This is a genomic window from Ensifer sp. ENS09, assembly GCF_014852425.1.
Lineage (GTDB): Bacteria > Pseudomonadota > Alphaproteobacteria > Rhizobiales > Rhizobiaceae > Ensifer.
Genome location: NZ_JACVBP010000001.1, coordinates 339,612 through 364,293 on the forward strand (window position 1 = coordinate 339,612; position 24,682 = coordinate 364,293).

At 62.6% G+C, this 24,682-nt stretch carries 27 protein-coding genes and 1 tRNA gene; 14 read left to right on the plus strand and 14 right to left on the minus strand.

Annotation, left to right across the window (positions count from 1 at the left end):
* Window positions 1-135 precede the first annotated feature (135 nt).
* Complete coding sequence (locus IB267_RS01735; RefSeq protein WP_192446153.1) at window positions 136-1,164, minus strand: zinc-dependent alcohol dehydrogenase family protein; 1,029 nt, start codon at window positions 1,162-1,164, stop codon at window positions 136-138.
* A 262-nt stretch (window positions 1,165-1,426) separates the two neighbouring features.
* Here IB267_RS01735 and IB267_RS01740 point away from each other — a divergent pair, with 262 nt between their 5' ends.
* Window positions 1,427-2,365 (plus strand): neutral zinc metallopeptidase, encoded by a 939-nt coding sequence (locus tag IB267_RS01740; protein WP_043614325.1) that lies wholly within the window; start codon window positions 1,427-1,429, stop codon window positions 2,363-2,365.
* Between the two features lie 60 nt (window positions 2,366-2,425).
* On the opposite strand, the gene IB267_RS01745 is transcribed toward IB267_RS01740, so the two are convergent.
* Window positions 2,426-3,418: an aldo/keto reductase gene (locus tag IB267_RS01745; protein WP_192446154.1), complete on the minus strand. Its 993-nt coding sequence runs from the start codon at window positions 3,416-3,418 to the stop codon at window positions 2,426-2,428.
* A 121-nt stretch (window positions 3,419-3,539) separates the two neighbouring features.
* Here IB267_RS01745 and IB267_RS01750 point away from each other — a divergent pair, with 121 nt between their 5' ends.
* The 3 genes from IB267_RS01750 (at window position 3,540) to IB267_RS01760 (ending at window position 7,486) form a co-directional block, all read left to right on the plus strand.
* On the plus strand, window positions 3,540-4,448 hold the full coding sequence (locus tag IB267_RS01750) for a LysR family transcriptional regulator (protein ID WP_192446155.1): 909 nt from the start codon (window positions 3,540-3,542) through the stop codon (window positions 4,446-4,448).
* A gap of 166 nt (window positions 4,449-4,614) precedes the next feature.
* A complete protein-coding gene (locus IB267_RS01755) occupies window positions 4,615-5,928 on the plus strand; it encodes a TCR/Tet family MFS transporter (protein ID WP_192446156.1) in 1,314 nt (437 codons plus the stop codon).
* Window positions 5,929-6,070: 142 nt separating this feature from the next.
* Window positions 6,071-7,486 carry an MATE family efflux transporter gene (locus IB267_RS01760; protein ID WP_192446157.1) on the plus strand — a complete coding sequence of 472 codons (1,416 nt, stop codon included), beginning with the start codon at window positions 6,071-6,073 and terminating at the stop codon, window positions 7,484-7,486.
* Between the two features lie 139 nt (window positions 7,487-7,625).
* On the opposite strand, the gene IB267_RS33645 is transcribed toward IB267_RS01760, so the two are convergent.
* A complete protein-coding gene (locus tag IB267_RS33645) occupies window positions 7,626-7,754 on the minus strand; it encodes a hypothetical protein (protein WP_256364279.1) in 129 nt (42 codons plus the stop codon).
* A gap of 11 nt (window positions 7,755-7,765) precedes the next feature.
* Complete coding sequence (locus tag IB267_RS33650; protein WP_255380879.1) at window positions 7,766-7,888, minus strand: hypothetical protein; 123 nt, start codon at window positions 7,886-7,888, stop codon at window positions 7,766-7,768.
* A gap of 226 nt (window positions 7,889-8,114) precedes the next feature.
* On the opposite strand from IB267_RS33650, the gene coaD reads away from it, so the two are divergent.
* The 5 genes from coaD (at window position 8,115) to tgt (ending at window position 12,035) form a co-directional block, all read left to right on the plus strand.
* A complete protein-coding gene (gene coaD, locus IB267_RS01765; protein WP_192446158.1) occupies window positions 8,115-8,609 on the plus strand; it encodes a pantetheine-phosphate adenylyltransferase in 495 nt (164 codons plus the stop codon).
* 34 nt (window positions 8,610-8,643) lie between these two features.
* Window positions 8,644-9,216 (plus strand): peptidylprolyl isomerase, encoded by a 573-nt coding sequence (locus IB267_RS01770; RefSeq protein ID WP_192446159.1) that lies wholly within the window; start codon window positions 8,644-8,646, stop codon window positions 9,214-9,216.
* A gap of 22 nt (window positions 9,217-9,238) precedes the next feature.
* The gene (locus IB267_RS01775) at window positions 9,239-9,748 is read left to right on the plus strand and encodes a peptidylprolyl isomerase (RefSeq protein WP_192446160.1); all 510 of its coding nucleotides are present in this window, start codon (window positions 9,239-9,241) and stop codon (window positions 9,746-9,748) included.
* A 73-nt stretch (window positions 9,749-9,821) separates the two neighbouring features.
* Entirely contained in the window at window positions 9,822-10,904 is a 1,083-nt protein-coding gene (queA, locus tag IB267_RS01780; RefSeq protein ID WP_192446161.1) for a tRNA preQ1(34) S-adenosylmethionine ribosyltransferase-isomerase QueA, read from the plus strand.
* Entirely contained in the window at window positions 10,905-12,035 is a 1,131-nt protein-coding gene (gene tgt / locus IB267_RS01785) for a tRNA guanosine(34) transglycosylase Tgt (protein WP_043614346.1), read from the plus strand.
* A gap of 22 nt (window positions 12,036-12,057) precedes the next feature.
* Here tgt and IB267_RS01790 read toward each other — a convergent pair whose 3' ends face one another.
* The 3 genes from IB267_RS01790 to IB267_RS01800 all read right to left on the minus strand — a co-directional run bounded on the left by IB267_RS01790 (window position 12,058) and on the right by IB267_RS01800 (window position 14,174).
* A complete protein-coding gene (locus IB267_RS01790; RefSeq protein WP_192446162.1) occupies window positions 12,058-12,480 on the minus strand; it encodes a DUF4864 domain-containing protein in 423 nt (140 codons plus the stop codon).
* A gap of 264 nt (window positions 12,481-12,744) precedes the next feature.
* Window positions 12,745-13,542, minus strand: coding sequence for an SRPBCC domain-containing protein (locus IB267_RS01795; protein WP_192446163.1), 798 nt, complete (start codon window positions 13,540-13,542; stop codon window positions 12,745-12,747).
* Window positions 13,543-13,553: 11 nt separating this feature from the next.
* A complete protein-coding gene (locus tag IB267_RS01800; protein WP_192446164.1) occupies window positions 13,554-14,174 on the minus strand; it encodes a helix-turn-helix domain-containing protein in 621 nt (206 codons plus the stop codon).
* A 149-nt stretch (window positions 14,175-14,323) separates the two neighbouring features.
* On the opposite strand from IB267_RS01800, the gene IB267_RS01805 reads away from it, so the two are divergent.
* The 3 genes from IB267_RS01805 (at window position 14,324) to IB267_RS01815 (ending at window position 16,469) form a co-directional block, all read left to right on the plus strand.
* Entirely contained in the window at window positions 14,324-14,785 is a 462-nt protein-coding gene (locus IB267_RS01805) for a GNAT family N-acetyltransferase (RefSeq protein ID WP_192446165.1), read from the plus strand.
* Window positions 14,786-14,911: 126 nt separating this feature from the next.
* Window positions 14,912-15,382 carry a hypothetical protein gene (locus tag IB267_RS01810; protein WP_192447222.1) on the plus strand — a complete coding sequence of 157 codons (471 nt, stop codon included), beginning with the start codon at window positions 14,912-14,914 and terminating at the stop codon, window positions 15,380-15,382.
* A gap of 139 nt (window positions 15,383-15,521) precedes the next feature.
* The gene (locus IB267_RS01815; protein ID WP_192447151.1) at window positions 15,522-16,469 is read left to right on the plus strand and encodes a phosphoribosylaminoimidazolesuccinocarboxamide synthase; all 948 of its coding nucleotides are present in this window, start codon (window positions 15,522-15,524) and stop codon (window positions 16,467-16,469) included.
* 32 nt (window positions 16,470-16,501) lie between these two features.
* Here the strand turns inward: IB267_RS01815 and IB267_RS01820 are convergent, their stop codons facing one another.
* The 3 genes from IB267_RS01820 to metG are packed head-to-tail and all read right to left on the minus strand — an operon-like array spanning window position 16,502 to window position 19,682.
* The gene (locus IB267_RS01820; protein WP_192446166.1) at window positions 16,502-17,335 is read right to left on the minus strand and encodes an MBL fold metallo-hydrolase; all 834 of its coding nucleotides are present in this window, start codon (window positions 17,333-17,335) and stop codon (window positions 16,502-16,504) included.
* Window position 17,336: 1 nt separating this feature from the next.
* Window positions 17,337-18,116 carry a TatD family hydrolase gene (locus IB267_RS01825; protein WP_192446167.1) on the minus strand — a complete coding sequence of 260 codons (780 nt, stop codon included), beginning with the start codon at window positions 18,114-18,116 and terminating at the stop codon, window positions 17,337-17,339.
* 12 nt (window positions 18,117-18,128) lie between these two features.
* Window positions 18,129-19,682, minus strand: coding sequence for a methionine--tRNA ligase (gene metG / locus IB267_RS01830; RefSeq protein ID WP_192446168.1), 1,554 nt, complete (start codon window positions 19,680-19,682; stop codon window positions 18,129-18,131).
* 178 nt (window positions 19,683-19,860) lie between these two features.
* On the opposite strand from metG, the gene IB267_RS01835 reads away from it, so the two are divergent.
* Entirely contained in the window at window positions 19,861-20,166 is a 306-nt protein-coding gene (locus tag IB267_RS01835; RefSeq protein WP_192446169.1) for a pyrophosphatase, read from the plus strand.
* Here IB267_RS01835 and IB267_RS01840 read toward each other — a convergent pair.
* From IB267_RS01840 to IB267_RS01855, 4 genes are all read right to left on the minus strand, one after another.
* Window positions 20,161-21,189: a DNA polymerase III subunit delta' gene (locus IB267_RS01840; RefSeq protein WP_192446170.1), complete on the minus strand. Its 1,029-nt coding sequence runs from the start codon at window positions 21,187-21,189 to the stop codon at window positions 20,161-20,163. The genes IB267_RS01835 and IB267_RS01840 overlap by 6 nt on opposite strands.
* On the minus strand, window positions 21,186-21,866 hold the full coding sequence (tmk, locus tag IB267_RS01845; RefSeq protein ID WP_371742512.1) for a dTMP kinase: 681 nt from the start codon (window positions 21,864-21,866) through the stop codon (window positions 21,186-21,188). The genes IB267_RS01840 and tmk overlap by 4 nt, the downstream gene beginning before the upstream one ends.
* Window positions 21,867-21,982: 116 nt before the next feature.
* Window positions 21,983-23,143 carry a D-alanyl-D-alanine carboxypeptidase family protein gene (locus IB267_RS01850; protein ID WP_192446172.1) on the minus strand — a complete coding sequence of 387 codons (1,161 nt, stop codon included), beginning with the start codon at window positions 23,141-23,143 and terminating at the stop codon, window positions 21,983-21,985.
* Between the two features lie 63 nt (window positions 23,144-23,206).
* The gene (locus IB267_RS01855; RefSeq protein ID WP_192446173.1) at window positions 23,207-24,241 is read right to left on the minus strand and encodes a septal ring lytic transglycosylase RlpA family protein; all 1,035 of its coding nucleotides are present in this window, start codon (window positions 24,239-24,241) and stop codon (window positions 23,207-23,209) included.
* A 311-nt stretch (window positions 24,242-24,552) separates the two neighbouring features.
* On the opposite strand from IB267_RS01855, the gene IB267_RS01860 reads away from it, so the two are divergent.
* A tRNA-Ser gene (locus IB267_RS01860) sits at window positions 24,553-24,642 on the plus strand.
* Window positions 24,643-24,682 lie beyond the last annotated feature (40 nt).

A 24,682-nucleotide genomic window follows, 5' to 3' on the forward strand; every position in this document is an offset into this window, starting at 1 on the left:
GGCTAGAAGCGGCTTATAGGCAAATGTTTCTGCAAGCGAAACCCCGAAAATTCCGGAATCGACAGGAACCAGCCATATTTGCGCGCCTCTGGCCACGCAGTGCGCTCTGCGCGCGGCGAAACAGTGCTGCGAATGTCAAGCGCGGCCTGGGATGACGAGAACCTTGACTTCTCCGGCGGCCGGCGGATGCGCAATGACGTCGGCCGCTTCGCCGAGCGTTACCCGCCGCGAAATCAGCTTGTCGATCTCGATGGCGCCCGTGGCGACAAGGTCTGCCGCACGGCGGTGGACGAAGGGGTTGATGAAGGATCCGAGCACCCGCAGTTCGCGAAAGAGAATGTCGAACGGTTCGATTTCCACGGTCTCGCCCTTCGGCATGACGCCGAGAATCACGACGGTTCCACCGGCCCTGGCAAGCCGTGTCGACTGCCAGACGGTTTCGGCAACGCCGGCGCATTCGATGACGACATCGACCCCGCCGGGAACGAGCCCGGTGTCGCCGGCGATCTGCTCGACGATATTGGCAGAGGAAGGATCGACCGTCGCCGTCGCGCCGACCTCTTCGGCAAGGCGGCGCTTGGCCGCCTGCCTTGTCGACAGGATAACCGTTGTCGCGCCCGCGAGGCGGACGAGCTGCACCACCAACAGGCCGATCACGCCGCCGCCGAGAACGACGACGGAGTAGCCGGCGCGGATGCCCGCCATATCCACGCCATGCAGGCAGCAGGCGAGCGGCTCGCAGAAGGCGCCGTGCACGGGATCGAGGCTCAACGGTATTTCATGTGCCTGCTTGCGCGGCATCACCACATATTCGGCAAAACCACCGTCACGATGGATGCCGATCGCCCGGAGATTGCGGCAGAGATTGATGCGCCCGGCACTGCATTGCGGACAGGTGCCGCAGGCGATGTTGGGATCGCCGGTGATTCTGGCGCCGATTGCGATATCGGAAACACCGCTTCCGACGGCCTCGACGATGCCGCAGAATTCGTGGCCGAGCGTGACCGGCGGGCTGGAGGGGAATTCGCCGTGCAGCAGATGCCTGTCCGTACCGCAGATGCCGCAGGCCTCGACGCGTACCAGCAGATCGTCCGGGCCGGGCAGGGGCTTTGGCACTTCTGCGACCCGCAACTGACCGATGCCTTCGAGCCGCAATGCCTTCATGACCGTGCCTCCTCGCCTTTGCACGATTGCGAATAGGACCGGCAAAGCGGGTTTGCGTCAAGGTGGTCGCGGTTGCTCAAAGCGGGCGGCTGATGAGTCCAGCTGCCCGCTTGCCGTCAGCGCTTTCGCGATCTGCCCGTCGCAGCAGAAAGATTGGTGAGATCGCGAACTTACGGGTCGCGATTGCGTTTTACAACGACGTTAGGGCCGTCTTATAAAAGAGCAAACCGACAACGCCTTTCAGAGGCCGGGAGGACAGATCATGGAATGGAAGGGCCGCCGCCAATCCGATAATATCGAAGACCAGCGCGGCGCGAGCCCCGGCGGCGGAAATCCGTTTGGGCGTGGTGGCGGCTTTCGCATGCCGACCGGGGGCGGCGGCATGCGGCGCGCCGGCGGCGGTATGAGCTTCGGCACGATCATCTTCCTCGTCGTCCTCTACTTCATCCTCAAGGCCATGGGCATCGACATGCTGCAGGTGCTGGAAGGCGGCGGTGGCCAAGTGCAGATGCCGGGCTTCGAGCAGAGCGACGGCTCGCCAGCGCCGCAGGGTACGGCTCAGGAAGAAGAAATGAAGCAGTTCATGGCGACGGTGCTTGCCGAGACCGAAGACACCTGGAACGGCATCTTCCAGGCGAACGGCCAGCAGTATGAAGAGCCGAAGATGGTGCTCTTCCGTGGCCAGGTGCGCTCTGCTTGCGGCTTTGCTTCGGCCGCCTCCGGGCCGTTCTATTGCCCTGGCGACCGCAAGGTCTATCTCGATATGAGCTTCTTCGACGAACTCGCGCAGAAGTTCGATGCGGCCGGCGATTTCGCCCAGGCCTATGTGGTCGCACACGAGGTTGGCCACCATGTCCAGAACCTGATCGGCGTTCTGCCGAAGTTCAACCAGATGCGCCAGTCGATGAGCGAGACCGAAGCCAACCAGATGTCGGTGCGCGTCGAGCTGCAGGCGGATTGCTTCGCCGGCGTCTGGGGCAAATACACCCAGCAGAAGGGCCTGCTTGAACAGGGCGACCTTGAGGAAGCGCTGAATGCCGCCACGCAGATCGGCGACGACACGCTGCAAAAGCGCATGCAGGGCTATGTCGTTCCCGAAAGCTTCAACCACGGCACGTCCGAACAGCGCATGCGCTGGTTCAAGCGCGGCTTCGACAGCGGCAAGATGACGGCTTGCGACACGTTCTCGGGCGCGGTCTGATTTCTTTCAACCGGAATCAACGAAAGGGCCGGCTCGACAGCCGGCCCTTTCGTTTGTGGCTTAGCGCTCGCTGTCCATATGGGCGAGCTGGGCCTGCGGATAGCGCGCCCCGGCTGCCGCATTCTTCGGTACCGCCTGTTCGATCACCGCCAGATCATCTGCGCTAAGATACACATCGCGTGACGCCAGCGCCTCCGCCAGCCGATCGCGCCGCCGTGCGCCGACGAGCGGTATGATGTCCTTGCCCTTGGCCGCCACCCAGGCGATCGCGATCTGCGCCACCGACACGCCCTTGCCGTCGGCGATCTGTCTCAAAGCATCGACGAGGGCGAGGTTCCGGTCGATATTGCCTTCCTGAAACCGTGGGCTCATGGCGCGGAAGTCGCCCTTGGCGGCCGCACCTTTCTGCCAGTGGCCGCTGATCAGCCCGCGTGAAAGCACGCCGTAGGCGGTGATGCTGAGGCCGAGTTCGCGGCAGGTCGGCAGGATCTGGTCCTCGATCCCGCGTGAAATCAGCGAATACTCGATCTGCAGATCGACGATCGGATGCACGGCCGCCGCACGCCGGATGGTCTCGGACCCAACTTCCGAGAGGCCGATGTGCTTGACGTAACCGGCCTTCACCAGATCGGCGATTGCGCCAATGGTGTCCTCGATCGGCACATCCGGGTCGAGGCGGGCAGGGCGGTAGACATCGATATGGTCAACGCCGAGCCGCTGCAGCGTGTAGGCGAGGAAGTTGCGAACGGCCTTGGGCCGGCAATCGTAGCCGGACCAGTTGCCGGCGGCATCGCGCAACGCCCCGAACTTTACGCTCAGCAGCGCCTTGTCGCGCTTGCCACCTTTCAGCGCCTCGCCGATCAGCATCTCGTTGTGACCCATGCCGTAGAAATCGCCGGTGTCGAGCAGCGTGATGCCGGCCTCCAGCGCGGCATGGATCGTGGCAATGCTTTCGGCCCGGTCCGCGGGGCCGTACATGCCGGACATGCCCATGCAGCCGAGGCCGAGCGCCGAAACCGAGGGACCGGTCTTTCCGAGTGAAACGTAATCCATCTTCGTTCTCCTTCTACAAGGCCGAAAAACAGCCGGCAGCTTGCCCTGTGTTCTGTTTACTTCGTTCGGATCCGTGCGATAATTCGATCTCAACCGAACGACTTGTACGAAATTCCGCACAATGAACGATTTGCCGCTTGCCGACCTCGATGCCTTCACTGCTGTTGCCGCGGCGCGGAGCTTCCGCGCGGCTGCGAAGAAGCGCGGGGTCTCCGCGTCGGCGCTGAGCGAGGCCCTTCGCCGTCTTGAAGCGAAGCTGCAGGTGCGCCTGCTCAACCGCACGACCCGCAGCGTGACCCTGACGGAGGCGGGCACGCGGTTGCTCGATCGGTTGACGCCGGCGCTCGGCGAGATCGCCGGCGCGCTCGATCAGGTCAACGAGATGCGCGACAGTCCGGCAGGAACGCTGAAACTGAACGTTCCGACCATCGTCGCCCGCGAAATACTACCACCGATCATCGGCCGGTTCTTGCTCGAGCACCCGGCAATTTCGCTGGAGGTGACGGCGGAGGACGGCTTCGTCGATGTCCTCGCCGCGGGCTTTGACGCCGGCGTCCGCTACGAGGAACGCGTCGAGCGTGACATGATCGCCATCCCGATCGGGCCGAGCCGCCAGCGTTACGTTACGGCCGCGGCACCGGACTATCTCGCCAGGTGCGGTGTGCCAGCCCATCCGCACGACCTGCTTGAACACGCCTGCATTCGCCACCGCTTCGCCAGCGGCTTCTCGCTTCCCTGGGAGTTCGGCGAGGGCGAGGCGGCGCTGACGATCGCGCCGCCGGCCGTCGTCACTGCCAACACGATCGATCTCGAACTCGGGGCGGCCATCGACGGTCTTGGCGTGATCCGGACCTTCGAGGAGTTCATCGCGCCTGCGGTTGCCGCAGGGCGCCTGGTGCCGATCCTTCAGGCGTGGACGACGAGCTTCTCCGGCCCGCTTCTCTATTATGCAAGCCGCAAGCACATGCCGGCGCCGTTGCGCGCCTTCGTCGACTTTCTGAAGCGCGAACAGCGACGGGACCATCGCTGAGGCACAGGCTGTACGCTGCCTGATGTATCAACTATTGCGATAGTCCCATCAGATAATTTGAGACGTTCACGGATTGTTTCGTGCGAAATGATCCGTTACACCTAAATTGGTAGCGTTGTTCACGTTCTGTCTCTTTTCCCGGGGCAGGCCGCCGGGGAGGGATCGCATGCGCGACGAGAAATTTGTGCGACGCGGCCTGTTCCTCGTCTTCCTCATCCTGTTTCTCGATATCATCGGCATCGCGATCATCGTGCCGGTGCTGCCGGCCTATCTCGAAGAATTGACCGGCGCCAATGTCAGCGAGGCGGCGATCGACGGCGGATGGCTGCTGCTCGTCTATGCGGCCATGCAGTTTCTCTTCGCGCCGCTGATCGGCAATCTCAGCGACCGCTTCGGCCGCCGCCCGGTGCTGCTCGCATCGGTCTTCACCTTCGCGCTCGACAATCTCATCTGCGCGCTCGCCACCAGCTACTGGATGCTGTTTATCGGCCGCGTGCTCGCCGGCATCAGCGGCGCGAGCTTCGGCACGGCGTCGGCCTACATTGCCGATATCAGCCATGACGGAAATCGCGCCAAGAATTTCGGGCTGATCGGCATCGCCTTTGGCACGGGCTTCGCGCTCGGGCCGGTGCTTGGCGGTCTGCTCGGCGAACTCGGGCCACGGGTCCCGTTTTACGGGGCGGCGGCGCTCTCCTTCGTCAACTTCATCCTTGGCATATTCCTGCTGCCGGAGACGCTCGACAGCGCCAACCGCCGCCGGTTCGAGTGGAAGCGTGCCAACCCGCTCGGCGCTCTCAAGCAGATGCGCAATTATCCCGGCATCGGCTGGGTAGGGCTGGTCTTCTTCCTCTTCTGGCTCGCCCACTCCGTTTATCCGGCCGTCTGGTCCTTCGTGTCCAGCTACCGCTACGGCTGGAGCGAAGGGCAGATCGGGTTTTCGCTCGGGATCTTCGGCATCGGTGGCGCCTTCGTCATGGCTGTCATCCTGCCGCGCGTCGTGCCGCGGCTTGGCGAGTGGCGCACGGCCATGCTCGGCCTGACCTTCACCACGCTCGGTGCCATCGGCTATGCCGGCGCCTGGCAGGGGTGGATGATCTATGCGGTGATCATCGCCACCGCACTCGAAAGCCTCGCCGATCCACCGCTGCGCAGCATCGCCGCGGCCCACGTGCCGCCGTCGGCGCAAGGGGAGCTTCAGGGCGCGCTGACCAGCATCGGCAGCATCACCACGATCATCGGCCCGCTGATCTTCACCCAGGCCTTCGGCTATTTCACCAGCCCTGCCGCGCCCGTCGCCTTTGCCGGCGCGCCCTATGCACTCGCCAGTTGCTTCCTCGTCGGCGCGCTTGTCGTGTTCTTCCTGAAGATACCGAGAAGCAAGGCGGTCGGACCTCAAGACGCGGAGACTGTCGGGCCGGCCGCCGCCGCCGCGCCGGAAGAACCAGAGGCGATGGCGCGGCACCGACTGCACGGAAATTGATCAATTTCCGTGATCTATCGATGAAAGTTTGAGCAACCTCGCCCTTGCGGCTGGCTCTTTGCCCGACGGTATTCTATTTCCGGATTCCTCCCCCCGATCTTCGGTTGCGGCCCGGGGCCGTATTGACTGCCAGGAATCTGCCATGCTGACCGCGAATGCGAGCCCGATATCGTTGACGACCGACAATTCCTGGCGGACGCACTATCGCGCGAGCTTCTATCTGGGCGTGCCGTTCATCGGTGCGCAGCTGGCGCAGCTCGCCATTAACACGACGGACGTCCTGATGGTCGGCAAGCTCGGCGCCACCGAGCTCGCGGCCATCATCCTGGCGACCCAGATGTATTTCACCGTCTATGTTTTCGGCAACGGATTTGCCAATGCGGTGGTGCCGATGGCGGCACAGGCGGTCGGTCGCGGCGACAAGGTTTCGGTGCGCCGCTCGGTGCGCATGGGCATGTGGGTGGTGATGCTTTACGGCCTTCTGACCGCGCCGATTCTCTGGATGGCCGAGCCGATCCTGCTATTTGCCGGCCAGCAGCCCAAGGTCGCAGCGCTCGCGGGAGAATATGTCCGCATCGCGCAATGGGCGATCTTCCCCGGCCTCATCTTCATGGTGCTGAGGGCGTTCCTGAGCGGCCTGGAGAGGGCAGGGATCATTCTCTACGTCACGCTGGCGACGCTCGTGCTCAATGCCGCGCTCTGCTACGTGCTGATCTTCGGCCACTTCGGCTTCCCGCAACTCTGCATCTTCGGTGCGGCGGTTGCGGCGCTTGGCGTCGCCGTGCTTGGCGCGGCGCTGACGATCGCCTATATCAAGAGCAAACCGGAGCTCAACCAGTACGAGCTCTTCGTCCGCTTCTGGCGGCCCGACTGGGTTGCTTTCCGTGAAGTCGTTTTTCTCGGAATTCCGATTTCGCTGACGATCCTTGCCGAGGTCAGCCTCTTCACCGTCGCCTCGCTGCTGATGGGCACGATCGGTACGGTCGAACTTGCGGCCCACGGCATCGCCCTGCAATTCGCCTCGATCGCCTTCATGATCCCGTTGGGGCTGGCGCAGGCGGCCACGGTGCGCGTAGGTCTTTCCTATGGCCGTGGTGACCTCCTGGGCGTCAGGCGCGCGGCGATCGCTTCGCTGGTGCTCGGCGCTGGCTTTGCCATGGTCGGCAGCGCCATCTTCGCATTCTTCCCGAGCCAGCTGGCCGCCCTTTATCTCGACACCGCCCGCCCTGATGCTGCGGCCGTGCTTGCCTTCGCAGCGCCGCTCATCGTGATCGCCGGCGCATTCCAGCTCGTCGACGGCATGCAGGCGATTGCCGCCGGCATGTTGCGCGGCCTCAAGGATACCAAGGTGCCGATGCTGCTGGCCTTGATTTCCTATTGGCCGATCGGCTTCGTCTGCGCCTGGGCCTTCGCTTTCCTGTTCAATTTCGGTGGGATCGGCGTCTGGTTCGGCTTCGTGCTCGGCCTTGCCGCCGCCGCGGTGCTGCTGAACTGGCGCTTTTTCCGGATGCTGGGCACGTTGGAGGCCAAGGCCGCCGCCAAGCAGGCGGCAGAGTAACGAGGCGAGCGGGGGCTGCCGAACGCAAAGAAAAAGCCGGACGGGCAGGGGATGCCGTCCGGCTTACAATGGCGGTCGCCTCAGGGAAGGGAACGACGGCCGCTTACTACCACGCTTCGTTTACGAAGCTTTGGAACCGCTAGACGTTGAAGCCGTCGAGCCGTTCCGAGCCCTGGCGATCGCGCTGGAGGTCGCGTATCGTCCGGGCAAAGTCGATCAAGAATACGAGACTGGTGACCGCTGCCGCGATCATGAACAGGGTGGCCATAGTGCCCTCCATCAACGGAAGATCTTCTGGGTCGCGTAGCGCTCGCGCCGGTCACGGGACTCGTTGCGCAGTCCATGTATCGTCGCAAAGATCATCGCGAAAAACATCGCCATCGAAAACAGAGCAAGTCCCATAGCCGTAATCCTTTCGCATCCTAAACGGCGGTACGTTCAAAAAAGTTCCGTTGTTACTGGCGCTACACTTAACGTCTTTGGTGTGAAGCACCGTTGAACATGGCATTCATCTAGCATTCATTCTTTCTGGCCCGCTGTTTCCCAGGGAACAGGGCCAAGCGCCGTACAACTCTTGCGATCCGTCGCCGTCCGTGACAAAAGGCTTCACCAAACGGAAACAGGTGCGATGACCACGGCATTTTATCCCGGCTCCTTCGATCCGATGACGAACGGGCATCTCGACGTGCTCGTGCAGGCGCTGAACGTGGCGGCGAAAGTCATCGTTGCAATCGGCATCCATCCGGGCAAGGCGCCGCTGTTTTCCTTCGACGAACGCGCCGAGCTCATCCGCCGTTCGCTCCAAGAATTTCTGCCGGACAGGGCAGGCGACATCGACGTCATCTCCTTCGACAATCTGGTCGTCGATGCGGCGCGCGAGCGCGGCGCGAAGCTTTTGGTGCGCGGCCTTCGCGACGGCACCGACCTCGACTACGAGATGCAGATGGCCGGGATGAACCGGCAGATGGCGCCGGATATCCAGACCTTGTTCTTGCCCGCAGGCACGGCATCACGGCCCATTACGGCCACATTGGTCCGCCAGATCGCGGCCATGGGCGGCGACGTCAGTGCCTTCGTGCCCAAGTCCGTTTACGAAGCACTGCAGGCCAAACGCCGCCCCTGACGGGCGGCCCCAATTCACCACGCAGGGAGAAATTATGAAAATCCTCCACCTCGCTTTCGCCGGCGCCATCGCGCTTGCTTCCTTTACGGGAACGGCGTTTGCACAATCGGCAGACAACTTCCTGACGATCACGCTCAAGGACGGCCCGGTCGTCGTCGAGCTGCGCCCCGACATCGCACCGAAGCATGTCGAGCAGATCAAGGCGCTGGCCGCCGCCGGTGAATACGACAACGTCGCGTTCCACCGCGTGATCAAGGGCTTCATGGCCCAGACCGGCGACGTGCAGTATGGCGACATGGAAAACGGCTACCAGCCGCAGGCTGCCGGTACCGGCGGTTCGTCGCGTCCTGATATTCCGGCCGAGTTCTCGGACGTTCCGTTCGAGCGCGGCACGGTCGGCATGGCCCGCTCGCAGGACCCGAACAGCGCCAATTCGCAGTTCTTCATCATGTTCGCCCCGGGCGACTTCCTCAACGGCCAGTACACGGTCGTCGGCAAGGTCGTCTCCGGTATGGAGAACGTCGACAAGATCAAGCTCGGCGACGACGCCAGCAACGGCTCCGTCACCGATCCCGACCGCATGATCAGCGTCAAGGTCGGCAAGTAAAATCAACAGAAGGAGAAAACCCATGGCCGAGATCAAGGATCCGGAAAACACGATCATCCTGGAGACCACCAAGGGCCAGGTCATCATCGAGCTTCTGCCTGATGTCGCTCCGGGGCACGTCGCCCGCATCAAGGAACTGGCCCGCGAAGGCGCCTATGACGGCGTGGTGTTCCACCGCGTGATCGAGGACTTCATGGCTCAGACCGGCGACGTCCAGTACGGCAAGACCGGCGGCGAACACTTCAACCCGGCACGTGCCGGCATGGGCGGCTCTTCGAAGCCGGACCTGAAGGCCGAATTCTCGAACGTCAGCCACATTCGCGGCACCTGCTCGATGGCCCGCAGCCAGATGCCGAACTCGGCCAACTCGCAGTTCTTCATCTGCTTCACTGATGCGCCGTGGCTCAACAAGCAGTACTCCGTTTGGGGCCAGGTTATCGAAGGCATGGAGACGATCGACAAGATCAAGCGCGGCGAGCCGGTGCGTGATCCAGACTCGATCGTGACGATGCGGGTTGCCGCAGACGCCTGATTTGCGCTAATGCACGAACCCGCCCCGGTCGCCAACTGCGCCGGGGCGGGTTTTTCTTTGTCTGAAGATAACGATGCGCGTAGACCTGTTCGACTTCGATCTCCCGGAAACCTCGATTGCGCTTCGGCCCGCAAGCCCGCGCGACAGCGCCCGCATGCTCGTGGTGCGTCCCGATAGCGCCGACGTTCTGGCGGACAAGGGCGTGCTCGACCTGCCGTCGTTCCTGAGGGAAGGCGACGCGCTTGTCTTCAACGACACCAAGGTGATCCCGGCCCAGCTCGAAGGCATCCGCCGGCGCGGCGAAGAGATAGCGACGCAGGTCTCGCTGACGTTGCACATGCGGGTCGCACCCGATCGCTGGAAGGCTTTCGCCCGCCCGGCGCGGCGGCTCAAGGTCGGCGACCGCATTGCCTTCGGCCACGGTGGCTCGAGCTGCTTTCTCGGAACGCTCGACGCGACCGTCGAGGAGAAGGGCGATGCCGGCGAAGTGACGCTGCGCTTCGATCTCTCCGGTCCCTCGCTCGACGAAGCGATCATGGCGGTCGGCCACATTCCCTTGCCGCCCTACATCGCCTCCAAGCGCGCCGAGGATGCCCAGGACCGCGCCGACTACCAGACCATGTATGCCCGCGAGGAGGGCGCCGTTGCGGCGCCGACCGCCGGTCTGCATTTCACCGACCGCCTGTTCGCCAAGCTCGACGAGGCCGGCATCGAACGGCATTTCGTGACGTTGCATGTGGGCGCGGGCACGTTCCTGCCGGTCAAGGCCGACGATACCGACGACCATGTGATGCACCAGGAGATCGGCCACGTCGATGCCCGCACGGCCGAAATGCTTAATGCCGTCAAGGCGAGGGGCGGCCGCATCGTCTGCGTCGGCACGACCTCACTGCGGTTGATCGAAAGCGCCACCTCGGAAGACGGCACTGTCAAGTCCTGGTCCGGTCCGACGGGGATCTTCATCACGCCCGGCTACCGCTTCCGCGCGGTCGACATGTTGATGACCAATTTCCATCTGCCGAAATCGACGCTGTTCATGCTGGTTTCGGCCTTCAGTGGCCTGGACACGATGCGCGCGGCCTACACGCATGCGATCGAAACCGGCTACCGCTTCTATTCCTATGGCGACGCCAGCCTGCTTTTCCGGAAAGACTAGATGACCGAGACCTTCCAGTTCAAGCTTCTCAAGACCGATGGCAAGGCCCGTCGCGGCGAAGTGTCCATGCCGCGCGGCACGATCCGCACGCCGGCCTTCATGCCGGTTGGCACCGTCGGCACGGTCAAGGCGATGTATCTCGACCAGGTCAAGGATCTCGGCGCCGACATCATTCTCGGCAACACCTACCATCTGATGCTGCGTCCAGGCGCGGAACGCGTCGCCCGGCTTGGCGGCCTGCATGGGCTGATCCGCTGGCAGGGCCCGATCCTGACCGATAGTGGCGGCTTCCAGGTCATGTCGCTTGCCGGCCTTCGCAAGCTCGACGAGCAGGGCGTCACCTTCAAGAGTCACGTCGATGGCGCGCTCTTCCACATGTCGCCGGAGCGCTCGATCGAGATCCAGGGCTTGCTCGACAGCGATATCCAGATGCAGCTCGACGAATGCGTGGCGCTGCCGGCAGAGCCAAAGGAAATCGAGCGCGCGATGGAAATGTCGTTGCGCTGGGCCGAGCGCTGCAAGGTTGCCTTCGGCGACCAGCCGGGCAAGGCGATGTTCGGCATCGTCCAGGGCGGCGATATCCCGAAGCTGCGCGAGCGTTCGGCCGAAGCCCTGAAGGGCCTCGACCTCAAGGGCTATGCGGTTGGCGGGCTCGCCGTCGGCGAGCCGCAGGAGGTGATGCTGCGCATGCTCGACATTACCTGCCCGATCATGCCGGTGGACAAGCCCCGCTATTTGATGGGCGTCGGTACGCCTGACGACATCCTGCGCTCGGTCGGTGAGGGCATCGACATGTTCGACTGCGTGATGCCGACCCGCTCGGGACGCCACGGCCTTGCATTCACGCGCCACGGCCGCATCAACCTGCGCAACGCGCGCCACGCCGAAGACATGCGCCCGCTCGACGAGCAGTCCTCGTGCCCGGCAACGCGCGACTATTCGCGTGCCTATCTGCACCATCTCATCCGCTCGAACGAATCGCTCGGCGGCATGCTGCTCAGCTGGAACAATCTGGCCTACTATCAGGAACTGATGGCCGGCATCCGTCTGGCGATCGACGAAGGTCGCTTCGCCGACTTCATGGCCGAAACCCAGGAGACATGGCGGCGAGGGGACCTTCCCCCCGTCTGATGGCCGCCTGCGGACCGGTGCCTCAGATCGCCGGTCCCGAAGCCGACTGCAAAATCATCACGCCGTTGATCTTGTAGCTACCATCCGGCTGCTTCACGAGTTCGTAGACGGCTGTCCAATCCTTGCCGTCGGGTGCCGAGATCAGAACTTCCTGCAGCACCTGGTCGCCAATCACCTTCGATCGGCCGAAAGCGAAGTTGCCAGGCCGATAGACGGGCTGGTAGCCGCGCTTCACCATCTCGAAGAAGCTTGCCTTGTCGGGAAATTTGCCGCGGACCGCGGGTGAGGTGAAGGAGTAGGCGGTTTCCGCATCATCCTGCAGAAAGGCTGCGATCTGTTCCCGTATGATTGTCCGCGCCGTATCGACGGGTTCGTCCGCGCGCGCCGCGGTCACGGCTGCCAGTTGCGCCATCATGCCGAGGGCAATTGCAAAGCTCCTGAACATCGCCGATCTCCATAGCTGCAATGGAAGACCTTAGGACAGTCACGGCTTTTGGAAACAGGAGCGTTGGTTGCCGCTTCGAATAACGCATCCGATTGGTTTATATAAACAGTTTTAAATCAATGTCTTATTGCTATGTATGAAAGTCTTGTATCAGGCATCATAAGTTAGTGATGTCTGCAAAATGGCTTGCATAGGGCCGGCGGCGGCGAGGCGCCCGTTGCCGATGTGCAAACGAGCGGAACGCCAACCGCCGGGGAAGTCGATCTAGCTGAAAGTCGTCGTCATCCATTCCTGCCATTTCGGCTCGCTGTCTTTCGCTCGCGCCTTGGCATCGTCTCCATAGTGATAGAGCGCGATGCTGGCGTTTGTGCCATCGCCGGTCGAATAGGTCCCGATGAGCGCGATGCCAGCGCCGGGTTCCTTCAGGCGCAGCAGCAGATAGCGTTGCTTGGCGTCCTGCTGCACCCGTTCGACGATGCCGGCAAGGCGTTCGGGCTTTGGTGGCGTGCTGCGCTCTTCGCCGACATTGGCGCCGAGAAGCCCCAGTGCTTCGGTCAGGCGTGCCCAGACCGTGGCCTCCGGTTTCCCGCTGGAAACCATGGCGAAGCTGCTGACCGCCGTCTCGCCGGCGAAATGCGCGAGATAGATTTTCAGGATCTCGAAGAACGCCGGCCATCCGCCCTCGAAGCCTTCCAGCTGGTCGTCCCAGTCGTCGCTCGATGTGAACAGCGAATGCACCATGCGCAGCACGCAGCGATCGCCGGAGCGCGCCGTGACGGTGATTTCGGTTGCGACCGGCGGCGCGCCTTCGCTCCACTCGCGCTCCACATAGGCAAAGCGGGCAGGTGGCTCCCAATGCGTCACCTCGCCGGTCGAGGCGCCGTTCGGACCGAAGTCGAAGGCGATCTTGCCTCTGACGTGCTCGTCGATTTCGGTCTTGGTGAACCAGGCATTGTTGCCGCTGCCGGTTGCGATCGCCTGCCAAACCTTTTCAGGTGAGCCGGGCACGATCAGTTCCATTTCAACCCAGCGCTTTCCGCTGCCATCCTTCTTGATAGGCATGGGATATCCTTTCAGGAGTTGGTGTCGTTGGGGCCGCCGTTGGCTGCGCCGTCGTCGCTTGGCGCAGGGTAGGAGGCGATGATGAGCCGGTGAGGCCGGGCTCCCGGCGCGCTTTCGTCGTGGTAGCGCGCAGCAAGCGTGCTCACCGCCTGGGCGAGATCGGCGGTAAAGGCGGCGCGCTCCGCGGGCGAGCGAAAATTGATGACGGTGTCGATCGACAGCGTCGCCAGCCGTTTGTCCTGCGCCCGGGCACTGCGCAATAACCCGCCGACCTCGCGGACCATGCGGGCCGCCAGTGCGACCAGATAACTCGCAGACAGGCGATCGTTGCTGCGCCCGGGATCGGCGGCAATCGGCCCCAGCGCCGCCGGCGAAACCACATAGGATGTGGCGGTTGCAACCATCAGGCGCTCGGTCAGCCCGCCCCAGCGGCGTTCCTCAGCCGGTTCTATCAGCTTGTGCTCTTCGAGCGCACGCAGGTGGTAGTTGACCTTCTGGCGCGTCAGGCCCACCCGCACAGCCAGCGCGGCCGCCGATGCCGGCGCGGCAAGTTCCGCCAGCAAACGGGCCTTGATCGGCTCCAGGGCAAGCGCGGCAGCGGCCGGCGCATCTATGACGTCGAGATCGAGCATGCTGCCATGATCGCCTTGACAATTTTTTTTGTCAAGGCGATCATGGCAGCTAATGCGGGTAGGGGGTGCGCTGAGTGCCCGCGTAGCATGCACGATTTCAGCTATGCAGAGCCTTCCAGCCATTCAGGCTCACTTCAATGGAGCCAGTCATGCGGACGACACTTCGCCAGGCAACCAAAGCCGATCACGATCGCCTCGAAGAGTTGCAACGCCTTGCTTCGCTCGCAACCGGCGATCACCACAAGGAACTCCTCGACAATCCTGATGTCTTCGGGGTCGCCGAGGAACACCTCCCGAATTCGCTGGTTGCCGAAGCGAACGGTGAGGTCATCGGCTTCTGTACTGTGCTGCCCATATCCAGCGAATCTGCAGAGCTGGACGCTATCTTTGTCGATCCGAGTGCATGGCGACGCGGCATCGGCAAGATGCTGTTGGCAGAAGCGGAGCAGCGTGCGTCCAGTGCGGGCGCGCTCAAGATGTGGGTGACATCCGGCGTCTATGCGACTTCCTTCTATCGGTCCTTGGGGTTCCAATCCGCCGGGATGGAGATAACCGCCTTTGGTCCGGCGGAACGCTTGGTCAAGGAACTGAAACGAGCTGAGCCGGGGTAGGTTGCCCGGTTGAGCGTCTCCACGCGATGCACCGCCACTATTGCCGACCGCTTGGCAGTTCGTCGTTTTCCCTGAATGTTGCCACCCAAGGTGGTGGGTGGCAAATGTATCCATGGGAGCGTGCCGATGAATGCCGGAACGATCGAGGTTTACCGTCCACGTGATGTTTCCGTCCTGGGCGATTGGGACATCGGCGGTCTCAAGCTCAAAGCCTATGGCCTTGCAGCCGTTGGCAGGCACGTCGATGATGCGATGGTGGTGTTCGCTCAGTCATTCGTCCGACAGGACGTGATTTCGCGCGTGGCGGCTGAGGGCGACAGCAACGGCCTCGGCTTTGTCATCATCCATGCCGGCAGCCTCGGTATCTCCATCTCTGCGCACTGGTGGATACAGGGCTCGGTCCTGTGTCAGCACAATTATCGCAAGCTCTATTCGGCTTCTGAGCCGACGACATGGAAGAGCGTGCCGCTTTCGAAGCGGCCTGAGAGACAGGGACGTGACGCAAGTGACGAGGGCGCGCTTTGGGCAAGCGCTGGGAGCATGTCGCACTTGGAAATAGAATCCACCCAAGCTACATACAAAAATCACATAAGATAGATTATGGAACTAACGTGTATGCCGGAAAGCATGGATTGCGGCTGAACGTTGCCTTGGCGAGCTTGACCCGGCCTTTCCAGCCTGCTTAGCGTTCCCGAACCGAACACCTCATTTTTCAAGGCCAGATGTGATGAGCGAATTGCGCGTTCTTTCAGATGCTTTCATTCCGGAACTGCCAAACCGCTACAAAGGCAAAGTTCGCGAAAACTACGACCTGCCCGATGGCAACCGCATCATTATCGCGACGGACCGCCTCAGCGCCTTCGACGTCATCCTGACGTCGATCCCGAACAAAGGTCATGTGCTGACCCAGACGGCGCGCTACTGGTTCGAGGAAACGGCCGACATCTGCCCGAACCATGTGGTCAGCTATCCGGACCCCAATGTCGTTATCGGCAAGCGGCTCGACATTCTGCCGGTCGAGGTCGTCGTGCGCGGCTATCTCGCCGGAACCACCAGCACCTCGATCCTGACCAAGTACCGCAACGGCGAGCGCGAGATGTACGGCATCACCTTGCCGGACGGCATGCGCGACAACGAGAAACTGCCCAAGGCGATCATCACGCCCACCAGCAAGGCGTTCGACGGCGGCCACGACGAGCCGCTTTCGGCTGAAGCGATCCTCGAGCAAGGGCTGTTGACGAAGGAACAGCTCGATACCGTCTGGCAATATGCGTTGGCTCTCTTCGCCCGCGGCCAGCAGCGCGCCGCCGAGCGCGGCCTGATCCTCGTCGACACCAAGTACGAGTTCGGAACCGACGAAAACGGCACGATCATTCTCGCCGACGAGATCCATACGCCCGACAGCAGCCGCTACTGGATCGCCGACAGCTACCAGCAGAGCTTCGAGCGCGGCGAACGCCCCAGGAGTTTCGACAAGGATTTCGTGCGCGCCTGGGTTACCGCGCGCTGCGATCCCTACAAGGATCCGATTCCGGAGATCCCGGTTGATCTCGTCGTGCAGACCTCGGCGGTCTACATCGAGGCCTTCGAGCAGATCACCGGCCAGCGCTTCGTTCCGGATCTTTCGGGCGCGACGGTGCTGGAGCGAATCCGCGCCAACTTGACGCCGTATTTCTCGAAATAAATCAGTATATTATGTATTTATCTTAATCTGATTTAGGCGTTGAGCGTAGGATCATCGACATCGAATTCGAGCCGCATCAGGTCGTATGCCGGCTCGATATGGTCAGGCGTTTCGCCTTGTACAGTGTCGTAATCGAGCGGCACGTGCATGTGCGTCAGCACCGCCCGTTTCGGGTTCAGGCGCTCGATCCAACCGAGCGATTGCACAAGCGACAGGTGGCTCGGGTGGAACTTGTACTGCAGCGTGTCGATCACCAGCAGATCAAGGCCGCCGAGCTTGGCGACGGTTTCTGCGGGAAAATCGCTGACGTCGCTGCAATAGGCAAAATCGCCGATGCGGAATCCCAGAGAGTGAATATTGCCGTGAAACTGCATCAGCGGCCGGAAAGCGATCGGCCCGCCGGCGCCTGATATCACCACGGGCGGCAGGTCATCAGGAATGATATGCGGCTCGACGATCGGCGGATAGCCGCTTCCCGGAGGCGATTCCAGGCAATAGCCAAACCCTTCGCGAATGCGGCCCATCGTATATACGTCTGCCCAGATCGGCACCCGCCTCCGGTTTTCGATGACGTAACCGCGCAGGTCGTCGATCCCATGCAGATGGTCGGCATGGGCATGGGTATAGATCACAGCATCGATGTGGCGCACATTCGTTGCGACCATCTGCGCGCGAAAATCCGGTCCGGTGTCGATGACGACGCTCGTCTTGCCACCGTCGGGCGCGATCTGCTCGACGAGCAAGGCCGCGCGCATGCGCCGGTTTTTCGGGTTTTCAGGATTGCAGGCGCCCCAGTCACCGGTGATACGCGGCACGCCTGGTGACGAGCCGCAGCCGAGAATGGTGAAGGCGCGCCGGAACGCCACGTCAGAGCCTCGGCATCTTGGAGAAGACGCGGAAAGCATTCTCCGTGGTGATCCTTGCAATCTCCTCAGTGGTCACGCCGATCGTCTCGGCAAGCACGGCTGCCGTATGGGCGACGTAAGCCGGCTCGTTACGCTTGCCGCGGAACGGTTTCGGCGCGAGATACGGCGCGTCGGTCTCGACGATCATCCGGTCATGCGGCACGGTCTTGGCGATCTCGCGCAGTTCCTCGGATTTCGGGAAGGTCAGAATGCCCGAGAACGACACGTAACCGCCGAGCGCGACGCCAATACGGGCAAGCTCCGGACCGGAAGAGAAGCAGTGCAGAAGGAAAGGGAAGGCCCCCTTCCCGGTCTCCTCGGTCAGGATCGCCGCCATGTCGTCATCGGCCGAGCGGCTGTGAATGACGAGCGGCAGCCCGGTCTCGCGGGCAGCCGCTATGTGACGTCGCAGGCCTTCGACCTGAGCCTCACGCGGTGCGTTGTCATAGAAATAGTCGAGACCCGCCTCGCCGATCGCCACCACCTTCGGATGGGCCGAAAGCCTGACGAGATCCTCGGTTCTGATATCCAGCTCCTCGTCCGCATTGTGCGGATGGGTGCCGACGGAGCAGAAGACATTCGGATAGCTTTCGGCGATCGCGAGGATCGTCTCGAACCGCTTCACGCGGGTCGAGATCGTGATCATCTGCTCGACACCGGCCTCGTGCGCCCGCGCGACGATGGCATCACGCTCCGCTTCGAAGTCGGGGAAGTCCAGATGGCAATGGGTATCGATCAGCATGCTCAAAATGCCTTACTGCGCTTCCGGTGGCACGTAGCGCGGGAAGACCGGCTTCGGCGCCTCGAGCGGCGTGCCCGAGACGAGGCGTCCCGCCTCACCGAGTGCCGCGAAGTCACGCTTGTCGGCGGGGGCAGCCACCAGATCGAGCAGCTTGGCCGAAGATTCCGGCATGAACGGCTGCAGCAGGATGGCAATCTGGCGCACGACTTCGGCCGTCACGTAAAGCACGGTGCCCATGCGGGCCGGATCGGTCTTCTTCAGCGCCCAAGGCTCTTGGCCTGCGAAGTAGCGGTCCGTCTCGGAAACGACGGCAATGATCGCCGCCAGCGCCCGGTGGATCATCTGCTTGCCCATTTCGTCGCGCGTGATTTCGTGCAGCGCGTCGGCAGCGGCCAACATCGCCTTGTCCTCGTTGGTCAAGGGGCCGCAAACCGGCACCTGGCCGTCGCAGTTCTTGACGATCATCGACAGCGAGCGGCTCGCCAGGTTGCCGATGCCGTTGGCGAGGTCGGAGTTGATGCGGGTTGCGATCCCCTCCTCGCTGTAGCTGCCGTCCTGCCCGAAGGAGACTTCGCGCAGGAAGAAGTAGCGGATCTGGTCGAGACCGAAATGCTCGACGAGGTTGAAAGGATCGACAACGTTGCCGAGCGACTTCGACATCTTCTCGCCCTTGTTGAGAAGGAAGCCGTGCGCAAAGACGCGCTTGGGCAGCGGCAGGCCGGCCGACATCAGGAACGCCGGCCAGTAGACCGCGTGGAAGCGGATGATGTCCTTGCCGATGACGTGGATATTCGCCGGCCAGAACTTGGCGCGCGGACCCTTCGGATCGTCGAGATAACCTGTCGCGGTGATGTAGTTCGTCAGCGCGTCGACCCAGACATACATGACGTGCGCCGGATCGTTCGGCACCTTGATGCCCCAGTCAAACGTGGTGCGCGAAACCGAGAGATCCTTGAGGCCGGATTTCACGAAGGAAATCACTTCGTTGCGGCGCTCGGCCGGACCGATGAAGTCCGGGTTCTCTTCGTAATGCTTCAGCAGCTTGTCCTGGTACTCCGACAGCTTGAAGAAGTAGCTCTGCTCTTCGACCCACTCGACCGGCGTTCCCTGCGGGCCGTAGCGCACGCCGTCGGCGCGCAGCTCGGTCTCGTTTTCCTGGTAGTAGGCTTCGTCGCGCACCGAATACCAGCCGGCGTAGGAGTCCTTATAGAGGTCGCCGGCCTCGCCCATGCGGATCCAGATGTCCTGCGACGCCTTGTGGTGGCGCTTCTCGGTCGTGCGGATGAAATCGTCGTTGGACGCGTTCAGGGCGACCGCCATCTTCTGGAACTCCGCCGAGTTACGGTCGGCAAGCTCCTGCGGCGTCACGCCTTCCTTGCGCGCCGTCTGCTGCATCTTCTGCCCATGCTCGTCCGTGCCGGTCAGGAAGAAAACCTCACGTCCGTCGAGGCGCTGGTAGCGCGCCATGGCATCCGTCGCGATCAGTTCATAGGCATGGCCGATGTGCGGCTTGCCGTTCGGGTAGGAAATCGCTGTCGTGATGTAGAAGGGGGACGTGTCTCTCATAGGCGGATTCGATCTATCTCGGATTAAGCTACGCACGCTCTTAGCGCATACGCTTGAAGGAAGAAACATGCGATCCATGAAAAGCCCCGCCGGAACAACCGCTGACACCGCCCTCCTTCTTGCGGGCTTCGCGTGCAGGACGTAGAACAAAACGGAAACAATCTAGGGGGGATGAGTCGTGCTGGATCAACTTGGCAGCCAATTTGAAGCCGCGTCGGCCGGCTATGCCGCCGCGCACGGGATCGAGCGCGATCTCGACTGGTTCATCTTGAAGATGCAGGAGGAAATGGGTGAACTGACCCAGGCGTGGAACAAGCTCAGCGGTCGCGGCCGATCCGAGGGGAAATCGCCGGACGATCTCCGGACACAGATGGCCGACGAGACCGCCGACCTTCTCGGGCATGTGCTGCTCTTCGCGCAGCACCACAAGCTCGACCTTCACGCAGCGATCGAGCGCAAATGGCGTTTTCAGCCGACGCTATAGCGCCGCTTTCATATCGTCGAGTAAAGACAGGATGGTTTGCTTCCGGTCGAGATTATAGGCGTCGCTGACGGTCAGCCGCTCGGTCACGGTGGCTGACAGCCGGGCGAAGCGCTCGGCGCGCATGATATCGCCGGAAACGGCCGCCTCGCGCGCCTCGCGCATGATGCGGTCGCTGGCAAGGGCCTGGAAGAAATCGAAGATCGTTTCGCTGTCCTTGCCGGCGAGGGCGTCGGCGAGCTTGTGCATGTCCTTTCGGACAGCCGGTCCCTGCCCCGCAAGGATGCCCTCGAAGGTCGCGGCGATTTCCAGGCCGCCATAATTGATCAGCTTCAGCGCCTCGGCGACGCTGCCGCTGGCGGCAGCGATGATGCGGCCGGCATTCTCGCCCTCGAGATCGAAACCGAGATGCGCCAATGCCTGGCCGAGCGGTGCTGCGTCGAGCGGCTTCAACCGCAGCGGCAGGCAGCGCGAGCGGATCGTCGGCAGCAGTTTCCCGGGTGCATGCGTCAGCACCAGGAACAACGAGCGGCGCGGCGGTTCCTCGAGGATCTTCAGGATGGCGTTGGCCGCATTGCGATTGAGATCGTCGGCCGGATCGATGATGACGATGCGCCAATTGCCCGTGCCGGAGGTCTGGCTGAAGAACTTGCCGGCGCGCCGAACCTCGTCGACCGTGATCGCCCCCTTCGCCCTGCCCGTCTTTTCATCGATCGGGCGGGTCAGATGCAGGAGATTGTGCGAGGCGCCGGAGGCGAGCTGCCTGCCGATCGCCGAGCTCGGGTCCGGGTCGGCAAGTGCTTCTGGCGCATCGGCCGGCTCGGGGTGTTTCAGGATGTGGTAGGCAAAGCGGAAGGCAAGCGTGGCCTTGCCGATCCCTTCCGGTCCTTCGATCAGGATCGCGTGGTGCCCCTTGCCGGAGCGGTAGCTCTGCGCCAGGAAGGCTTCCGCCTGCTCATGGCCGAACAGGCGATTGTTCTCCGCGGACGCAATGGCACCATCAAGGACGCCGGCTCTTTCGCTCATGACACGACTTCCTCGGCGGACGCGTCCGTGCCGTCGCCGTGCGGCAGAAGCGCTTCGACAAGCGAAAGCACCTCGGCGGCGATCGCCTCGACCGGCTGCGTCGCGTCCACCACCCGGCACCGCTCGGAGTCGCGGCTGGCAATGTCGAGAAAGGCGTCGCGCCGCTTCTCGTGGGTCTCCAGCTGTTCCTTTTCGAAACGATCTGGGTTGTCGTCGCCGGCGCGGCGTTGCGCCCGCTCGAGGCCGACACTGGCGGGCAGGTCGAAGATCACCGTGCGGTCCGGCACGACACCGTTGATCGCCACGCGCTCGAGGCTCTCGACGAAGCTTTGTTCGAGATTGCCGGAAATTCCCTGATAGACGCGCGAGGAATCCATGAAGCGGTCGCAAAGCACGATCGTACCCTTGTCGAGCGCCGGCCGGATGACCTCTTCGACATGGTCGCTGCGGGCTGCGGCAAAGAGAATCGCTTCCATCCGCACCCCGAAGGCTTCCGCAGCCCCCGAAAGCAGCACGTGACGCACAGCCTCGGCGCCGGGAGAGCCCCCGGGCTCGCGTGTCGTCAGCACCTCGTAGCCGCGCGCACCCAGGGATTCGGCCAGGAGGCGGAGCTGCGTCGACTTGCCGGCACCTTCCCCACCTTCGAATGTAACGAACAGACCTTTTTTCAGCGACACCATGCTTTCCCGTATCGGCATGCGATTTGGCCCTGTTTAGCCGATTGGTTCTCCGGGCGAAACCGTCAGTTGACGATTTGGCAGATGCATTGCTGCGCCGGCCTTGCGCCCACGGCCTAAAGCCAGAAGAAAAGCAGTTCCTGCAGGGCGTCGACCGCGCGGCTCGTCAGGGTTCCCTGCCCCACCGCGCCGGCCGTCTTGACCGGGACTTCGCGCAACAGCTTCTCGCCGTTCCACAGTTTGACGACGCCGACTTCCGTGCCGGCCGACACCGGCGCCTGCAGGGGCCACCTGTAGACGATGCGGGCCGTCAGCCGCTCGGGGTTATTGACCGGTAGCAGCACGTCGACCGGGCCGCCGGCCACCAGCGCGACGTGAGATGCATCGCCGCCATAGACAGCCGCCTCACCGATCGCCTCTCCATCGGCGAAGATCCGCTTCTTCTCGAAGGCGGTCATCGCCCAGTCGAGAACCTTGCGGCTCTCCTCGATGCGCTCCTTGTCGGTTTCAAGGCCGCCCATCGCAAGGTAGACACGGCGGTCGCCGCGCTGCAGCGATGCGGCGAGCGAAAAGCCGAAACCCTCTGCAAAGCCCGTCGCCAGGCCATCCACGCCGATATTGGCCGAAATCAGCGGGTTCTTGTTGCGCTGGATGATCTTGTTCCATTCGAATTCCGGCTGCGCATAGAGCCGGTAGAGATCGGGATGCGCCTCGTGCAGATGGCGGACGAGCGTCACCAGTTCGCTCATCGTGATCTTGTTGCCGGGATCGGGCAGCCCGGTCGCGTTGCGGAAGGTCGCAACCGGCATGCCGAGTTCGCGTGCGCGCGCTGTCATGCGTTCGGCGAACGCACCTTCGCTCCCGGTCATGCCCTCGGCGAGAATGATGCAGGCATCGTTGGCAAGCTGAACTGCGACGCCCTGCAGCAGATCAGCGACCCGGATGCGCGATTTCAGCGCGGCAAACATCGTGGAAGTGCCGGCCGGTGCGCCGCCGGTCCGCCAGGCATGCTCCGACACGTCGTAGAGGGTCTCGGGCGAGATCTCGCCCTTGCCGAGCGCCTCCGCGACGACTTCCATGGTCATCAGCTTGGCAAGCGAAGCGGGCGGGATTGGGTCGTTTTCGGCACGCGAGAAAAGCACCGTGCCGGTTTCGGCATCGACCAGCAGGATCTGTTTTGCCTTGGTGTCGAAGGCGGGTGCCGGCGTTTGCGCGAATGCGGCGCCGGCAAACAACGCAAGGCCCAGGAATGCGGCCGAAAGCATCTTCATGCGCATGGGAAACTCCGGTTTCCCTTCGGGCATAGCAGCGTGGTCATTTTGGCACAACGCCGAGAACTGTTAACGGGCCGAACCGTTTGTTTTCTGGCGCTTGGCGTAGTCGACGATGACCTGCGGGGTCAGCTGCTTCTTGTCGACCATGATCGCTTCGAAGGGCGATTCGGCGTCGCTGACGCGAACTTCGTAATAGGCCGCCGCATAGGCCATGTTGCCGTTGGGCGTTGGAATGTACTCCGGCCGCTCGCGCGGGATCGGGCCGATTTCCGGCAGCATGACGAATTCGTTGAACGACGCCGGCTGCTGGGCAAACTGCGGCACGGGTGCGGCCATCGCCGTCACCGGTTCGCTGACATCGAGCGACGCCTTGGCCGGAACGGTGATCGTGCCGAGGCTTTGCTTGCGGAACGGCTCGTTCGAGGCAACCATCACGCCGGTCGCGATCTGCCCTTCCGGCATGATGCTCGGGCCGCGCTGGCCCTTCTCGACATAGGATGCCATCAGGTAAGGCATGTCGTTGCCTTCGAGCGGCGCACGGCCGACATATTGCACCTTCACCTGCGCGCTGCCCTTGCGCTTGATGTCGAGCAGGTCTGCCGTCTTCGAGGAAACGTCGATGATGCGGCCGTATTCGTAGGGGCCGCGATCGTTGACGCGCACGATGACCGAGGTGCCGTTTTCCATGTTGGTGACGCGGGCGTAGCTCGGCAGCGGAAAGGTCGGATGGGCGGCCGACAGATGCGCCTTGTCGTAGACTTCGCCGTTGGCGGTCAGGCGCCCGTGGAAGGCCGAGCCGTACCAGGATGCCATACCCGTCTTGTTATAGCCGAAGTCTTCCTTGGGCTGGTACCACTTGCCTTTGACCTGATAGGCCTTGCCAACCTGAAAGCGTCCGCCGCCCTTCGGGATGTTGTTGCCGGTGGCAACGCGAGGGCTCGCCTTCACGCCATAGACGGATTCAGGAAAGTACTCCTTGCTGCGCGCAGTTTTCTTGACGTTCGACGTGGAGCCGCAGGCGGTAAGCGCTACGCACAGCGCCGGAATAGCCGCAAGGCGCAATCCCTTGACCAGAAATGCCGCATTTTTACTGGAGGTCATCTGTCCCACAACATCGATCGATAAAGCCGTACTCGAAACCTTCCGCTTACCCCCAGCGGAAATCTCGACGTCCCGAAACGGAACAGGTGTGTATTCATGACATCATCAAGGCAAAAATGCGAACTCATCCACAGGCCGGCGCCGCATTTCGCGAGTTATGGTTTATGGCTGGTTAACGCGATCGGGCCCGGCGCCTGCTCTTTAAAGCGGTCGAGAAAATCTTGCAGCGACGCATGTTAATTCTTGCAAAGCGCCGAGGCTTCGCGCAATAACGCCGTGCCCGGCACGCAGTCTCGCGGTGCTTCAGGCAAGGACAGGTGGCCGAGTGGTTTAAGGCTCTGGTCTTGAAAACCAGCGTACGGGAAACCGTACCGTGGGTTCGAATCCCACCCTGTCCGCCATTTCCCTTTTCTGCCACCCACTAGTTGTCGAGCCGACGAG

Excerpts from the sequence above, each read along its gene's own strand:
- IB267_RS01755 (WP_192446156.1), top strand. The coding sequence starts at position 4,615 with ATGCGCGACGAGAAATTTGTGCGACGCGGCCTGTTCCTCGTCTTCCTC.
- tgt (WP_043614346.1), top strand. The coding sequence starts at position 10,905 with ATGACCGAGACCTTCCAGTTCAAGCTTCTCAAGACCGATGGCAAGGCC.
- IB267_RS33645 (WP_256364279.1), bottom strand. The coding sequence starts at position 7,754 with ATGGCCACCCTGTTCATGATCGCGGCAGCGGTCACCAGTCTCGTATTC.
- IB267_RS33650 (WP_255380879.1), bottom strand. The coding sequence starts at position 7,888 with ATGGGACTTGCTCTGTTTTCGATGGCGATGTTTTTCGCGATGATCTTT.
- IB267_RS01850 (WP_192446172.1), bottom strand. The coding sequence starts at position 23,143 with ATGCGCATGAAGATGCTTTCGGCCGCATTCCTGGGCCTTGCGTTGTTT.
- IB267_RS01795 (WP_192446163.1), bottom strand. The coding sequence starts at position 13,542 with ATGCCTATCAAGAAGGATGGCAGCGGAAAGCGCTGGGTTGAAATGGAA.
- queA (WP_192446161.1), top strand. The coding sequence starts at position 9,822 with ATGCGCGTAGACCTGTTCGACTTCGATCTCCCGGAAACCTCGATTGCG.
- IB267_RS01840 (WP_192446170.1), bottom strand. The coding sequence starts at position 21,189 with ATGAGCGAAAGAGCCGGCGTCCTTGATGGTGCCATTGCGTCCGCGGAG.
- IB267_RS01800 (WP_192446164.1), bottom strand. The coding sequence starts at position 14,174 with ATGCTCGATCTCGACGTCATAGATGCGCCGGCCGCTGCCGCGCTTGCC.
- IB267_RS01740 (WP_043614325.1), top strand. The coding sequence starts at position 1,427 with ATGGAATGGAAGGGCCGCCGCCAATCCGATAATATCGAAGACCAGCGC.
- metG (WP_192446168.1), bottom strand. The coding sequence starts at position 19,682 with ATGAGAGACACGTCCCCCTTCTACATCACGACAGCGATTTCCTACCCG.
- IB267_RS01760 (WP_192446157.1), top strand. The coding sequence starts at position 6,071 with ATGCTGACCGCGAATGCGAGCCCGATATCGTTGACGACCGACAATTCC.
- IB267_RS01735 (WP_192446153.1), bottom strand. The coding sequence starts at position 1,164 with ATGAAGGCATTGCGGCTCGAAGGCATCGGTCAGTTGCGGGTCGCAGAA.
- coaD (WP_192446158.1), top strand. The coding sequence starts at position 8,115 with ATGACCACGGCATTTTATCCCGGCTCCTTCGATCCGATGACGAACGGG.
- IB267_RS01770 (WP_192446159.1), top strand. The coding sequence starts at position 8,644 with ATGAAAATCCTCCACCTCGCTTTCGCCGGCGCCATCGCGCTTGCTTCC.
- IB267_RS01805 (WP_192446165.1), top strand. The coding sequence starts at position 14,324 with ATGCGGACGACACTTCGCCAGGCAACCAAAGCCGATCACGATCGCCTC.
- IB267_RS01790 (WP_192446162.1), bottom strand. The coding sequence starts at position 12,480 with ATGTTCAGGAGCTTTGCAATTGCCCTCGGCATGATGGCGCAACTGGCA.
- IB267_RS01775 (WP_192446160.1), top strand. The coding sequence starts at position 9,239 with ATGGCCGAGATCAAGGATCCGGAAAACACGATCATCCTGGAGACCACC.
- IB267_RS01810 (WP_192447222.1), top strand. The coding sequence starts at position 14,912 with ATGAATGCCGGAACGATCGAGGTTTACCGTCCACGTGATGTTTCCGTC.
- IB267_RS01745 (WP_192446154.1), bottom strand. The coding sequence starts at position 3,418 with ATGGATTACGTTTCACTCGGAAAGACCGGTCCCTCGGTTTCGGCGCTC.
- IB267_RS01750 (WP_192446155.1), top strand. The coding sequence starts at position 3,540 with ATGAACGATTTGCCGCTTGCCGACCTCGATGCCTTCACTGCTGTTGCC.
- IB267_RS01855 (WP_192446173.1), bottom strand. The coding sequence starts at position 24,241 with ATGACCTCCAGTAAAAATGCGGCATTTCTGGTCAAGGGATTGCGCCTT.
- IB267_RS01825 (WP_192446167.1), bottom strand. The coding sequence starts at position 18,116 with ATGCTGATCGATACCCATTGCCATCTGGACTTCCCCGACTTCGAAGCG.